At 59.5% G+C, this 14,380-nt stretch carries 8 protein-coding genes; 1 reads left to right on the top strand and 7 read right to left on the bottom strand.

Annotated elements, in window-relative coordinates:
- Positions 1 to 3: 3 nt before the first annotated feature.
- From OK142_RS17945 to OK142_RS17975, 7 genes are all read right to left on the bottom strand, one after another.
- Positions 4 to 7,263, bottom strand: coding sequence for a two-partner secretion domain-containing protein (locus OK142_RS17945; protein ID WP_498684334.1), 7,260 nt, complete (start codon positions 7,261 to 7,263; stop codon positions 4 to 6).
- 154 nt (positions 7,264 to 7,417) lie between these two features.
- A complete protein-coding gene (locus OK142_RS17950) occupies positions 7,418 to 9,112 on the bottom strand; it encodes a ShlB/FhaC/HecB family hemolysin secretion/activation protein (protein WP_498684335.1) in 1,695 nt (564 codons plus the stop codon).
- A 2-nt stretch (positions 9,113 to 9,114) separates the two neighbouring features.
- Positions 9,115 to 9,942, bottom strand: coding sequence for a tetratricopeptide repeat protein (locus tag OK142_RS17955; RefSeq protein ID WP_498684336.1), 828 nt, complete (start codon positions 9,940 to 9,942; stop codon positions 9,115 to 9,117).
- A complete protein-coding gene (locus tag OK142_RS17960; RefSeq protein WP_498684338.1) occupies positions 9,939 to 10,472 on the bottom strand; it encodes an invasion associated locus B family protein in 534 nt (177 codons plus the stop codon). Before OK142_RS17960 ends, OK142_RS17955 begins: the two co-directional genes overlap by 4 nt.
- On the bottom strand, positions 10,436 to 11,248 hold the full coding sequence (locus OK142_RS17965; protein ID WP_498684339.1) for a tetratricopeptide repeat protein: 813 nt from the start codon (positions 11,246 to 11,248) through the stop codon (positions 10,436 to 10,438). The genes OK142_RS17960 and OK142_RS17965 overlap by 37 nt, the downstream gene beginning before the upstream one ends.
- A 596-nt stretch (positions 11,249 to 11,844) precedes the next feature.
- The gene (locus tag OK142_RS17970) at positions 11,845 to 12,432 is read right to left on the bottom strand and encodes a class I SAM-dependent methyltransferase (RefSeq protein WP_498684456.1); all 588 of its coding nucleotides are present in this window, start codon (positions 12,430 to 12,432) and stop codon (positions 11,845 to 11,847) included.
- A 96-nt stretch (positions 12,433 to 12,528) separates the two neighbouring features.
- Positions 12,529 to 13,554 (bottom strand): alpha/beta fold hydrolase, encoded by a 1,026-nt coding sequence (locus OK142_RS17975; protein WP_498684341.1) that lies wholly within the window; start codon positions 13,552 to 13,554, stop codon positions 12,529 to 12,531.
- A gap of 188 nt (positions 13,555 to 13,742) precedes the next feature.
- Between OK142_RS17975 and OK142_RS17980 the strand changes: the two genes are divergently transcribed.
- Positions 13,743 to 14,189 (top strand): RrF2 family transcriptional regulator, encoded by a 447-nt coding sequence (locus OK142_RS17980; protein ID WP_498684343.1) that lies wholly within the window; start codon positions 13,743 to 13,745, stop codon positions 14,187 to 14,189.
- Positions 14,190 to 14,380 lie beyond the last annotated feature (191 nt).

Raw genomic sequence — 14,380 nt, forward strand, 5'->3', positions numbered from 1 at the left:
ACACTATTTCCTAATTAGAGTGGAGATGTTTGGAATGTTCCAGCGATGTCCAAGGCTAATAAGACCTGAATTTAACTCTCCAACATTGCTACTATTATCGATCAGTTGACCAAGTTCAAAGTGAAAAGTACCAGAACCACTCCCTCCATGCTTGCCGGGCAAGCCAGTTTGCGGATTTATCCATGTCAAATTCTTAGTGCTAGTCCTGAATGACCAAATATCCCGCGCACTGAAGCCCCAATCGTGAAACTTATCCGCTCTTGAAACCATGGCCCATTCATGGAATCCACCTGGCTCGCGAAGCAGGCGTTGCATTTTGGCTTTTGTCGCGGGATTGGACCAATATGCAACAAAGTCATCAGCATTCAAGTCATCAAACCAGTCAGAGAAACCTCCCTTACCGGGTGTGGGGCCAATACTTGGGATATCGTCAACAGAGACTGTTCTCTTTACTTTGCCGGCCCCGGCAACATCATCGGCATATCCGCCAGCCTTGCCCAGCTTTGGAACAAAGGCGCAGCTGATCGCATCGCCCTCGGCGCAGCCTTGCAGGGCGGTGACGGTGCCGGCGGTGTCGAGCACGGTAAGGGCGCGCACGCACAGCGGGCTTGCAAGGCAGGCGAGGGCGATTTCGGGAGCGAGCGCCGCCCCGGCCGTGCCCGCCAGCAGCAGCAGGCCGAGATTTCGCAGACTCTCCTCGTTCCTCAGATCACCAATATCGTTGAGGCTGGCCTTGCATTCCGCAGTTGTTACGCCGCCGCAGATGCGGTTGCGGAACAGCAGAGCGTCATTGACGGAAACGCCGTAATAGGCCTCGATCTGCAGCAACGCATAGGCGTTCGGATCGCTGACCGTGCCGACCGGCATCCGGTTGACCATATGTTGGCGCAGTTCCAACGCTTTGGTCCGGGCTTCGGTGATGCTGTTGACGTGTCTGTCGACGCAGGCATAGTCGTTGGCCGCCATGCAGGCGATGAAGCTTTGCTGGTTCGCCACATAGATTTCGGCGAAGCCGCCATTCTGCCAGACGCTATTCGCGCAAGCCTTGTAGTCGGCGGCGCTTTCGCAGGTGGCCAAAGCTTTTTTGTAGGCCTCGATATCATGCAGCCCAAGATAATTGTTCTCGAACCCCGATCTGGCTATGGCTGCGGCGGCGGAGACGTTGCTGCCCTTGCCCTCCGAGAAGAAGTAGCCTGCGGCAGCACCCACGACCGAGGCGTGCTTGGCCTGCCGTTGGCTCCATTCGGCCTGGGTCTTTTGATAGGCCTGCGGCGTGGCGTAATCGGCAAGCTTCGGCGCATTGGCCTTTGATTTGACGTAGCCGGCAAAAAGCGATTGCGCCATGGCCCCGGCCGCTCCGGCCGCGCAGGCATCGCCGGTGGCGGATGCTGCGGCGCAGCCCACAGCGCCATGCAGCAGCATCGAGGGCAGCGAGCCGTCCTCGAAGCCGAGCCTGAGCCCGAGGTCGCCGATCGCGCCCTGCACATCGGCCATGGCGAGACTGACGACGGTGTTGAGCAGTTCCTTGGTGAAGCCGGTTCCGAAGTCGGTGCCGTAGAAGGCGGAGGAGAGGCCGGATTTGATGACGCCGTCGAGCGCGCCGTTGAGAATGTTGCCCATCGTCAGCTGGCCGTTGCCGAAGCCGCCAAGCAGGCTCTGATTCAGCAGGCTGCCTTCCGGGAATTTGATGCTGACGGCGCTGGTCAACCCGGCGGTCGCGCCGGCGAAGGCTGCATCCTTGAGGATGGCGCCGATATCGAATCTGCCGGAGACGGCGCCTTCGAGGCTGCCGACGAGGAGCGAGGAGGTGAAGCCTTTCGCAGCCGTCAGCAGCGCGCCGCTGAGGTTCGGCGCGATGGCGCCGACGATGCCGGGCGCGATGAAGGTGCTGACGACGAGCGCCACCAGCGCCTTGAAGGCCGGCGAGAGCGCCACCTTCTTGTCGTAGAAATATTCGTCGGCCAGCGGCTTTTTGATCAGCTCCAGCCCGGCGATCTTCAGCAATTCGTCGGGATAAAGCGTGCGCAGTTCCTTGCTGTCGACGCCGGCGTAATCGTAAAGGGTGAGGCTGGCCTTGCCCCTGATGTCGAAGCCGATGCCGCCGCCGGCGATCAGGGTGGCGGCTGTCGCGATCTCCTTGAAACTGTTCTCGGTGATCGTCGTCATGGTGATGGCGCCGACCCTGTGGGAGAAATACTCCTTCCTCATGCTGCTGATGGCGGCGGTGATGGAGAAATCGCCGCCGGTTTCGACGGACAGCCGGCCGCCGGCCTTCAGCTGCGTGCCGACCAGCGTCGTGTCGCCGCCGGAGACCAGCGTCAGGTCGAGACCGGCAAGGGCCGCCGTGCCTGTCGCGAAGCGGTTGTCGGTGAGCGAGCGGCTGTTTGAGCTGAACAGGCCGCCGAGGTAGCTTTTGCGGCTTTCATGGGTCTTGCGGAAGATATCGGTATAGGTGCCGGCATAGATGTCGCCCCTGACGGCTTTGAGCGCCACGTTGCCCTCGGTGGAGGCGAAGCGTGAGCCGGCGGTCACGAGGTTGCCGGCGGCGGACACCACTTCGATATGGCCGCTGGCGGAGATATCGGTGCCTGTATTGGTGACGCGGGTCTCGCTCTCGCGGGTCTGCTTCTTGCGGAACCAGTTGCCGGATTTCGTCTCGCGCTCGTAAGAGTAGATATCCTGGGCGGCGGCGAGCACGACATCGTTTTCGGCGGCGATGCGCACCTTGCCGCCGCTGTCGATATCGGTGCCGATGAGCGTCGCGCCGCCGCCGGCGGTGATGGAGACGTCGGAGCCGCCGGACAGCGAAGTGACGACGCTGTCGAGCTCGTAAATATCGAGGCGCGATTTCTTCGCGTGGTCTTTCAGCTCGAGGCTGTTTTCGACCGGGGCGAGGGTGACATCACCCATCGCGGTGAGGCTGAGGCTGCCGCCGGCTTTGGCCTCGACGCCGGCAAGGGTGAGATCGCCGAGGCTGACGATGGAAAGATCGCCGCCGGCCTTGAGCGAGGAGGTGGAATGGCTGACGGTGGTGTAAGTGGCGTTGCCGCGCTTGCCGGAAAGCCGCTGTTCGAGCGCGGTGATGCTGGCGCCAGCGGCCGCGAGAATCGAGGCGTTTTCGCGGGCCGAGATCGAGATGGCCTTGCCGGTGAAATCCCGGCCGGCGACGATATCGACGGCGCGGGCGTCAATGACGGTTTGATCGAGCAGGGTGGAGCCGCCGGAGGTGAGCGACACCTTGCCGTCGGCCGCTGTAATCGCGCCGCCCTTTGCCTCGATGGTATTCGCCGACAGGGAGACGCCGCGAAGGCCCTCGATCCGGCCGCTGGTGTCGATGCGGCCGCCGGCGACGGTGACCTCGCCTGCGCGGATCAGCGCGCCGCCGGGGTTGAGCGTCAGCGGTTCGGAGGCGGGATAGACCGTACGCATGCCAGAACCGTCGGGCGCGGGCACCTGAACGGCCTTATCCCGCCAGGCAGTATCGGGAACGGCGGGGGTGCGCTGTTCCGCTTTGGAGAGCGCAGTGCGGATCGTCTCCTGCGTGTTGTTGACGATGTCGTCGCGATAGGCCAGCCGGCCCTGTTTCATCATGTAGTTGGAGGTGATGAAGTTGGCGTATTCGGTATATTCGGGGTTGGTTTCCGCTAGCGTGTTAAGACCGGCGGAAAGCAGCATGTCGACGGTGGCGGTGGGATCGAGCCTCGGATCGATGGGGCCGAGCGGTTTCAGCGAGTTGGCGATTTCAGCGATATCGACCGCGGTGATGGCCGGATCCGTGCCGGTATCGACCGTGGTGCTGGAGCCGGTATCAGCGCTTTTGACAGTGCGGATATCGTTTCCGTCGCCCTGAACCGGGCCTGAGAAATCGTCCTTCCGGTTTTCATGAAACTCGAAATTCTTGCGCGTGGCCGGAGGAACCCCGGCAAGATCGGCATCGCCTTCGGCCTTCTTCTGCGCGATATAGTCGTTGAGCTTTTGCAGCACGTCTGCTGTCGAAAGCTCGGAGGATTTGCTCGTGATGTTCTGCAGGTTTCCCTGGATCGAGAGCTTTCCGTTGGCCTCGATACGTCCGCCGAATGTGTCGTAGAATTCCGTTTTGCCTGAATGGCAGGTGAAGCAGCTCGGCTTCTTGTGAACCTCGACAAGGAACTGCGATGCGCCCAACGCCTCGTTCCTGATCTCGTTCGCCACGATGCGGATATCCTTGCCGCCCGAAACGGTGCCGTGGATATTGTCGATCTTGCCGGCTTCGATATCGATATTGCGCCCGGCAACGAATTCGGCGGCGCGCCCGTCCTTGGCGAAGCGGTCCTGGTAGAGGATTTTGACGATATCGTAGGATGCGCCCGCTTCGGCCATCATGGCGGCCCACATGCCGGCCGGGCCGTTGACCAGCGTGTTGGAATAGATCGTCGTGACCACGCGTGTCACGGGGTCCGTCCTCTGTTCCAGAACCACCAGCGAGGATGGTTTCAAGATCGCTTTCACCGCATTGGAAACGGTGCTGCCGCCGCTGGCAAGCGTTTCCCAAAGCGCCGCATAGGCGCTTGCATGGGTGGGCAGGACCACCCCATTTGCATCGAATATCGCCGGATTGACGAGCGCGCGCATGGCTTGTGCCGGGTCTGGCGTGCCCGCGGCGTTGGCCCTGGCGAACATGCCGGACCAGAGCGTTTGGAAATTGTCAGCAAGGCTTGCGCCGCTTTCAGTCGTGACGCTTTGTTTGAGGATCAACCGGCTTTGACCGGACAGCGTCTTGCCACCCCTGACGACATCGGCCCACAAGGCGGCATAGGCGCCGGCATATTGTGGAAGCACCTTGCCATCGGCACCGAGAAAAGTCGGCTCGATCAACTTGACGATCTGTTCCAGGGGGTTGATTTTTTCGGACTCGCCCTTCTCGGTCCATTTGATGATCTGGCCTGTCGAAAGCGAAGGCGCCTTGCCGAGGTTCAGCACCTCGTCGGCCCTGATCACGAGATCGCCCTGGAAGGCTTCGATCCGCCCGGTTTCGTTTCTGACGAGCTGGGCCTTGGCGAGAGCCGCATTGGCTGCAAGCGTGACGGAATTGTTTGCCCAGATGACGCCGCCATTGTTGAATATCTGCCGTGCGAAAAGACGCATGTCCTTGCCGGAGATCAGGACGGCGGCGTTGGTGATTGCAGACTGCGTCTCGGCAGTCAGCAGGGTGCCGGCGGAGATGATCCCGCTATTGGCAATCGTTCCTTGGGTGGAGGTGATCGCCACGACCCCGCCGCTCAACGTGCCCCTCTGATCGAGGCCGCCAGAGCCGGCGACTATGTCGACCCGATCCACTCCGGCGATGGTAGCGGCTGTCGAGACCGTATCGGCGGAGATGACGAGCGATCCGCCACGCAGCACCGAGCCTGCAAGGGCGTCAAAGCGGGTGGCGGCCTTGATCGTTGTTTTGCCGTCCGTCGCTATCGTAGCGCCATTGGTAATCGCGGCGGCACTTTCGAGAAGCGCCGATTGCGCCTTGATGGTGCCGCGATTGTCGAGCCCTGCCGGGCCGGCAATGAGGGATGCGCTTTCGCGTGCCACAAGGGTGCCGGTATGGTCGATACGGTCGCCCGACAGGTCAACGTCCTGTCCCGAAATATCCGATCCGATGAGGGTGCTGAGTGCTCCGGCCGATTTGAGATTGATGGCGCCATCTGCCGCCAGCACGCCGGAATTTTCGATATCGCCACGTGCGTCGCCGGTCAGGCTTGTACCGGTAATCTTGCCGGAATTGCGCAGTGTTCCAACATCGAGCTTGGCGATATCGCGTGCAACGATGGTACCGCGATTGGTGAAATTGGTTCCGGAGATGACCGACACGCCGGAGGCGGAAAGCTCGCCGGTATTGGTCGCCTCTTTCACCGAACGGATGGTGAGATCGCCTTCCGGGTCGATACGGCCGCCGGTGTGGACGGTACCGCCTTCGATGTTGACGTTCTTTCCGCCTAGCTGCGCGCCGTCCGCCGTCACGGCCTGATCGGTGGCGGCTATGCGCAACGTTTCATCCGCCTTGACGGAACCGTAAACCGTAGCAGAATTTCCGGCGGCGATTTCGATCTTCGCTGCGGTGAGTGACGCATCGGCGGCGATTGTCGTGTTGCCGGCTACCGATCGAACGTCAAGGGATTCGCGGCCTTTGACGACCGCCCCGATAAAGGTGTCGCCGGCGCCTTCTAGAATGACTGCGCCGCCACTGACCTGTTTTCTGACTGTAAGCGTGTCCCTGCTTTCGACCCTGACAAGATCGTTGTTTTCGGAGATGATGGAGCCTTCGAGCAGGATTGGACCCTTGGCCCGGGCTATGACTCGCTGCTTTACTTGGATCCCCTGGCCGACGACGTTGAGACGTCCGGAGGCATCGAGCACGATGTCCGAGCCGGACGCCCTGGTGCCGTCGAGCCGCACGCCGACGCCACGTTCGGTTGCGATCATCTGGATCGCATTGGCATACATGCCGCCGAGCGCTGAAACGTCGACGGCAAGGGCCGGTGCGTCGCCTTTGCCTAGGAGCGGCCTGACACCGTTCACCTGGCCGGTGGCGGCATCATAGCTCCAGTTGTAATCGACGGCGTTGGAGCCCGCGACGATATTGAGATTCTGCGCCCGCAGCTTGCCGTAGACCGCGGCGGCGCGCGCAATGACATCGACGCGGGAGACGTCGGAGAGAGAGACGCGCGTCTCCGGGTTCAGGCCCGCCTCACCGATCGTTACCGTGCCTTGTCTGACGTCAAGTCCTTCGAAGGCGCCGGACGCAGAAAACCGGGGGACGCCGGTTGAGAGCGTCACACGATCTGTGTTGACGAAGCCACAGCCGTTGCACGTTATGCCGTATTCGTTGGCGAGGACTATATCGAGCTTGCTGCCGGCGGCCTCGAGAACGCCGTTCAATTGAGAGGCGGATCCGCCGATAACTTCGCCGATCCACAATTTCGCCGCGTCACCGCGCTGGAAGTTGGGATTGCCCTCAATCCAGCCGCCAAGCTGCGTCTTGGAATTGACGGGCGAGTTGTTGAGGATCAGGTCGCCGGCGGAGAACCGGTTATAGACGTCGTGGGAGACGCCGCTGTCATTCGGACGGGCAATGTTGAGAACGTCCGAACCATTGTAGGACTGGTCGAGGTGGGGGCGGGGGCCGGTGTCCGGCCGAACGTTGCTGATGTCGCTGGCGCGCACGAGAACGGGCTGAAAAGCGATAAGCCCAGCCATGAAGCTGGAAATGAAACGTTTGATCAGGCTGTTCATGGCCAAAGTCTCTCCGTCCCGTTCGGATCATCCGAGCAGGCTGTTTTATTCTGGTTGTGCTTGCGAACAGTCTCAGATCCGAGGACCCGGCATGCTGTCCGGTGTGTCCCGGCTTATCGAAGGGCGGCTATCCGGCCCCTTTTACCGAGTGTTATCAGAACTTTGCCACCAGCCCGACGTATCCGATCGTCTTGCCGGCCTTGAAATCGGACGGGCGGTCGAGCGCGTGGGCGACATCGACAGTCAGCTTGAGGCCGCCGGCGAATTCCAGCTCAGCCCCAAGGCTCGCGCCAACGATGTGCTTCTGGTTCCAGACCCGGAGCGCCAGCGGCTCGACGTAGCCGACATCCACGCCGGAACGGAAGGTGAGGTTGACGTCCGGGGTCTGCCATGCCTGCCATTCCAACGTGTTGCGCAGATAGATGCCGCTCGGGCCGTACATATTGTCGTCGTGGAAGCCGCGAACATTACCCCATCCTCCAACAGAGAAAAATTCGCTGCCTGGAGGGCTGTCGTCGCTCCATTGACCTGAAAGCGTGCCCTTGTAGGTGAAGGGACTGTCGCCAAGCGGAGCCTTCACTCCCAGACGGGCAAAAAATAGATCGAATTGCGGGTCAACCGCGCTCTTCGGCGGAACATTGGCGCCAAAAGCATTGATGCCGAAACGGGAACCGATGTCGAAATCGATGCGCCCGAAATCGAAGGTGCTTTCGGCACGAAAGCCGAGCGTGGCGGTCGTCAGATCGCGTCTCTGGCTCTCGATTTCGTATCCCTCGACGAAGCTGCGAGAGTGGCTTAATTTGAGAGCGCCATAGGCAAAAAGCTTGCTGTTCTCATCCCGCATCAGCAACCGTTCGGCGGTCAGCGACACGTGCGATGTGCGCCCGCTCACAGGATAAGACTGATTGATGCCATCCAGCATGAAGTGATATCGGCTGGCCCCCACATCGAGGCCGAAGAGCCAGTTGCCGTAGGGAACATTGGCGCTGACCGCGACCGCATCCGCAAATCGTATGTCGCGATCATCGAACGGTGTGCTCGTGAGCGCGAGACTGATCTGATCGTTGAGGCCGAACAGATTGTCCACGCCGAGGGTGCCGGTGGTCTTGACAATGCCCGTGCTGCGGAAGCCGTCATTGACCGTTGCGAGCCGCCCATAAAACTGTCTGCTGTCTTCGGCCAGAACCTGGACGAAGGAGCCGCCGGGCTGTTCGCCAGGAATGAGCCGAAACTTGGCGCGTGCTGACTGGGGCGCGTTATAGTTGTCCAGCCCCTGTTCCAGATCGCGCAGGTTCAGCAAATCTCCCCGCTCGTTCGGAAACGCCGCATCGATGCGGCTGTCGGCCTGACGTCCGTCGCCATAAACGAAACCCTCGACGCGGCCGGGAACGATTGTGATTTCGAGCACGCCTTTCGAGATGTCCTGAACCGGTAAATAAGCCCGCGTCGTTATGAAGCCTCGCGCCCGATAGTATTCGTTGATCTGGCCGACTGCCGCCGCGATATCCGCAGCGGTGGCGCATTTTCCGATCAGGCCTGAATAGCCTCCCGGCTTCTTGCCGAATGGCTCATGGCCGCTGATGCGCAACGACCGGATAAAAAAGCACGGTCCGCCCGGTTTTGGCCCTGGCAGTGCGGTTTCGACAGCAAGATCGGACTCCCGGTCCCGTGCAGCGCGGGCGCGATCCAGCCGCCGGCGTTCCGCTTCGGTTTCCGCATTGCTCTGGTTTTGCAGCCTGTCGCCGAGGTTTTGTCCGAGCCGCTCGGTATCTTGCGACCATGCGGGCCCGGCCAAGCCGAGCAGCAGGCTGGCAACCGGTGAAAAAGACATAAGCGAGAGACGGGTCATCTTTATTCCCCTGTCTTGGGATCTTGCGCGCGAAAGTCACGCGCCTGCGACTGGGCGATCAGGCGATCCTCTTCGGAAAGCTGTGCGGTGATTTCGGTGAGCACGCGTCGCGCCTCGGGATGACCCCGCGCTGATGCGAGGTTGAAATAACGATGGGCCAGACGTAGATTTTCCCGTGTGCCACCGTCGTGCAGCGCATAAAGGCCCGTCTGGAACAAACCGACAGCGTTACCAAGCGCCGCCGATCGCAAGAAATACGCGCGCGCCTGTTTGCGGTCGCGTGTATCCGGCCTACCGGCCAGAATGGCGCCGAGCGTGTTGAGCGCCAGCACGTGATCCTTGTCAGCCGCCTGCCGCATAAGCCTCAGCGCTTCGGCCTCGTTTTTGGTAACCCCCGTTCCCAAAAGATGAAAACGGGAGAGGTTGAAAAGGGCGTTGGCGTTGCCGGCGCGGGCTGCTCGTTCGAAATATCCGAGCGCCTGTCTGTCGTTGCGGGCGATCCCCAGATCGCCCCGGAAATACATCAGGCCGACCCGGTTCATCGAAGGGGCGTGCCCTTGGGCTGCGCCGCGCAGATAAATCGCGCCAGCGGACTGAGGGGACGCACTGTTGCCTGAAAGTCCAAGCTCGATCATGCGTGCCTTCAAATAAGCGCTTTCCGTGTCGCCTTCAGCTTCTCCTTTTGAGAAAAGCTCGTAGGCTTCGGCATATTGGCTGTTCTGAAAGGCGAGGCGGGCGCGTTCAAGCTCCGCACCGGCAACGGGCGTGGTAATCATAAGGGCAAGCAGGCCGAAACAAGGCGGGACGGGAAATCGGAGGCGCAAGGTCATGGCCGCTGTTCCTCAAGCTTTTTCAGCCCTTCGGAAAACCCGTTGAGCGATAAGGACACGTCTATGGCCTTTGTCTTGCTGACGGCGATACGCAACCGCGCGGAATTGCCTTTGCGGAATGCCTCGAGCACGGTTCCGGAAAACTTGAAGCCGGCATGGCAACCCAGATTGTCGCAGATTTCGTACAGCGCCTTGAACGGTCGGCGTTGATCGACCTGGAACTCGATCCCCGGAACGAGGTAAACCGATAGCGGTGCGGTGACCACGCCGTAAAGCTGACCGGTATCGGCTTTTGAAACCGCCATCAGAAAATGTGGAACGCCCCCATCGGGGGCAACCGGAGCCTGCGTAAGCTGACAGCGCTCCGCCGTCGGGCACGTAACTTGCCAATCGTCTGCTGCAGGTTGCGCGACGGCGTATGTGTGCCAACTAACAGAGGCGGCGAGGCAGCAGGCTGCGATCCGCAGGGAAAAGACGAGACCCCGGCCCATGCTTATTTGCTCGCGTTTTCGATGGGAACCGGTTTCCAATCCCGCGCCATCGCCTGGGCCTCTGCAATATCGGCGGCGACAAGCGTTGCCGCAATCCGGTCACGCAACGTGGCAGCCTCCGTCAGACCGCGTGCCGCCGCGAGATTGGCATAGGCATAGGCTTTGACGGGATCGGCGACGATGCCGCTACCCTGTTCGTAGGATTTTGCGATTTCGAAGAGGCCGAGCGGATTGCCGGCCGAGGCTGTCTTCTGGAAATATCCGAATGCCTTACCCGGATCGGCCGGGCCGCCCTGAGCCTTCTGGGCCGCCTGTCCGAGATAGTTGATGGCGGCCACGTGGTGTTGCCCTGCGGCCCTGTTCCAGTAGGCGAGTGCTTTTGCCCAATCCTGACTGACGCCCTTGCCGTCCGAGTAAAGAAGCCCGCAATTGAATTGCCCGTTGGCGTCACCGGCATCGGCGGCCTTGCAGATCAAGTCCGATGCCTTGCTGTAGTCCTGAAGCACGCCCTCGCCAGATAGATACAGCATGCCGAGCCGGTTTTGTGCCTTGGCGCTGCCTTGCGCTGCCGCTGCGGCATAAAGTTCGGTCGCACGCATCGGATCGCGATCCGTGCCGAGGCCGAGCTCGAAGAGCCGGCCGATATAGAAAGCGCCATCAGCATCGCCCGCCTCGAAAGCGGTTTGAAACTCCTTCACGGACCCTGCGACATCACCGCTCTCGAGCTTTCCGATTCCTTCGGCAACGCCGGAAAATGCGGGCATGGGTAAGAGCAATATCGATGAGATCAACAGGCTGCCTGCAAATACGCGCATAGAATTTCTCTCTTCAGTATATTAGTCCAATATTCTGAGTCAGGCAATATTACATGAACTAATTCTAAAACATTAAACTAAGAATTGCGCCGATACTGGCCAATATTCGTTGGCGACTTCTTTATTCAATTCTGTGGATACGTCAATAATACTTGTAGTATTATTTTGGGCGGCATTGCGAAATAACGTGGTCTTCCGTTAAATTGCTCGGCTTGAAACTGGAATTTTCCACTTGCGATTCCCTTGGGGGAAGGGAAAAATTCGATGGAGATGCGGTAATCTTCGGAAACGCAGATCGCATCTCTTTTTGAGCGAGGAGAGCACGGAACCTGCCAGAAGGGAGGAACTTTGGCCGCTCCCTGCTACAAATGGCGTAACAATGCGCTGGTCTGACGCGCTGGGAGATCAAGCGTCTACTTCTTGAGATAGTTGTTGTGCCTTTACCCGGAAAGACCAGTTCCCGTTCGTCCGAATTCGGGGAGCACGTTAAAAAATCCGCCGGAGCAAGCTCAAAACCGGATAGAGCTTCGCCTTGAATTCATAAGGAAATTTTCTTCGCTTCCACCCTAGCGCGCTGTGCCGCATGAGGCAGGTAACTATTGAGCATAGGAGGCCCAGCCTCTGAAACCGAATGCCGCATAGAAATTCGTGACGCCATCAAAACCGCTCTCGCGGAGCAATTCCTGTTCCTTCTCCGGCTCCAGAATGGTTAGTCGTTCGTGCATTGCGGCCCTTGCCGCCTGGAGTTTCGCAGGATCCGCTCCGTCCACCGCGCCATAGCTTATGTGCCTATCGATCCAGAGCGAACGTTCCGGCTCGGTCTGCGGAAAGCTGACATGGGCAAGCACGAACGGTGCGCCGGGCCAGAGGCGTTGCCGCACGCCGTTCAGGGTTTTGATGCGTTCTTCCAATGGGAGGTGATGAAACACGAGAAGGCAGACTGCGCCGTCAAACGGCCCGTCCGGTGCCGCTGAGATATCGCCCTCATGGAGATTTATGCGCGTTGCGTAGTCTCTGGTCGTATCCCGAGCGAGGGCCAGCATGTCGGGTGAGGGGTCGACGCCGTCGAAAGTCCAGCCATTGTTAGCCTTGGCAAGAGCTTTGAGCTCAAGCCCGCCGCCAGCACCGATTACCAGGATCCTGCCGTTATGGGGAGCTTTCTCGCCAAGCAGCATCGACGTCATTCGGTGTAGACTTTCAAGGCCGGGGACTTGGCGGATTGCACCTTCGATATAACCAACCTGCCGTCCTTTGAAATCAGTCATCAGATTTCCTTCGCTTCACGTGGAAAAATTGATCTGCTCATCAGATTCCAACTTTTGACTGCCAACTGGGGCGACTTTATTGAGGAATGACAGGATGAGGGTTGTTACCTCGCTTGTTCGCTCCTGCTGGAGCCAGTGTCCCGCGTCGGAAATGATGTGTGACCCAATCAGATGCGGGACGAGATCTTGCATCGAAGCGATGATCTGCTCCATGCCGGGCATAGTGAGGCCGGGGTCACGTTCGCCGATGATGAACAGCGCCGGGACATTGATCGTCTGACCGTTTGTCGCTTGCTGCAATTCCCAGTTTCGATCGAGGTTTCGATAATAGTTCAGGCCGCCCGTGAAACCCGAGGTTTCGAAATCATTGACGAGCCTGGCGAAGTCCTGTGGAGGTAACCAGTCGGGCATTTCCGCAGGGAGGGGCAAATCTGCGAGAAGGCCCTTGTCGCGGCTGACCATACCGAAAGGGTTAGGAGTGCCGTCGCCCGGCTGCCGCGGTCCCGCTTCCCCGCTTGCTGCGTAAATAATCTTGCTGAGTGTTTGGCCAACATCCCGGCTGAACTCTTTTTCCGCCAGGCCGGGCTGCTGGAAAAAGAGCGTGTAGAACAGCGCTTGGTCATTTTGCGGAAATATCCTTGAGGGCGGAACCGGAGGTTGGCCCATCATCGGCACGCATAGTGCGACGACGGCCCTGAATCTGTCGGGACGCAGAAGAGCAGCTTGCCAGGCAATGGTTGCACCCCAGTCATGGCCGATGATCACTGCTTCGTTTTCACCAAGGGCATCCATGAGAGCGATGAGGTCACCAATGCAATGAAAGACCGTGTATTGATCCGCTTGTTCAGGAGCCTCCGTTTTGCCATAGCCGCGCATGTCAGGCGCAACGGCGCGAAAACCAGCGTCAGCCAGCGCTGCCACCTGATGCCGCCACGCATGCTTGGTTTCTGGAAATCCATGGCAGAGCAGCACCAGGGGACCAGTGCCCTGATCAAGGATGCTCATGTCGATCGTTCGTGTCTTGATGATTGTCTCGATCATTTTCCTAACCCTGGAATTTTCTCATCATTTCACCGAAGGCCTTGGGTCGGAATGTCCGAGGGGCCGATGCGGCGAAGAAAAACTGGCTGAGCGATGCATTGCGCTCCTTCTTTCGTGTAACTATAAATGTTACGGAAAGATGCTGACGTCAAGATAGCGTAACAAATTTTGTTGCGGAAAGGATCACGATGAAAACCGACGGCAGGCTTGCTCGAATGCTGCATGTTCTTGTCCATATGGGGCTGCTTGGCGGCAGGGAGACATCCGAACGGATCGCGCAGATGCTCAACACCAATCCGGTGGTCGTTCGGCGCACGCTTGGAGATTTACGTGACCACGGTATCGTGGCATCCGAAGGTGGTCGAGGCGGTGGCTGGAAACTGATCAAGCCACTGGAAGACGTGACGGTTCTGGACGTTCAGCGAGCCCTGAATGCCGGTCTTATCCTGCCTGCGCCCGTATCGCACGACCATCCATCCTGTCCTGTGGAGAAAGCCTCCAACGCGATTATCCAGGCGGCTCATGCCGCTGCCGAACAACAGCTTGTGACGCGATATGCAGAGACGACACTGGCGCAGATAGCCGACATGGCATTGGGGGAAAGCAGGACCTTGTCTCCAGTCACATCCGTGTGACTTTTACTTCTGTTAACCCGTGTGGGGACGTGAGCTGTGGGCGGCACATCAGATCTGTCCGCCGTTGGCTTCGATTTTGGCCAGAATCGTCTGTTTTGAATCTTCGAGATGGTGCTGGATGATGATTTTGAGCTTTTGGTAGTCCTGCTCCTGAAAAGACGCGGCTGTTGCAGGATACGTCGAGATTGGCA

Source organism: Agrobacterium sp. BT-220-3 (assembly GCF_025910175.1).
Taxonomy (GTDB): domain Bacteria; phylum Pseudomonadota; class Alphaproteobacteria; order Rhizobiales; family Rhizobiaceae; genus Agrobacterium; species Agrobacterium oryzihabitans.

Bases quoted from the DNA above. Each gene is read 5' to 3' on its own strand.
- OK142_RS17970 (WP_498684456.1), bottom strand. From the start codon at position 12,432: ATGACGTCGATGCTGCTTGGCGAGAAAGCTCCCCATAACGGCAGGATC.
- OK142_RS17965 (WP_498684339.1), bottom strand. From the start codon at position 11,248: ATGCGCGTATTTGCAGGCAGCCTGTTGATCTCATCGATATTGCTCTTA.
- OK142_RS17975 (WP_498684341.1), bottom strand. From the start codon at position 13,554: ATGATCGAGACAATCATCAAGACACGAACGATCGACATGAGCATCCTT.
- OK142_RS17980 (WP_498684343.1), top strand. From the start codon at position 13,743: ATGAAAACCGACGGCAGGCTTGCTCGAATGCTGCATGTTCTTGTCCAT.
- OK142_RS17950 (WP_498684335.1), bottom strand. From the start codon at position 9,112: ATGACCCGTCTCTCGCTTATGTCTTTTTCACCGGTTGCCAGCCTGCTG.
- OK142_RS17945 (WP_498684334.1), bottom strand. From the start codon at position 7,263: ATGAACAGCCTGATCAAACGTTTCATTTCCAGCTTCATGGCTGGGCTT.
- OK142_RS17955 (WP_498684336.1), bottom strand. From the start codon at position 9,942: ATGACCTTGCGCCTCCGATTTCCCGTCCCGCCTTGTTTCGGCCTGCTT.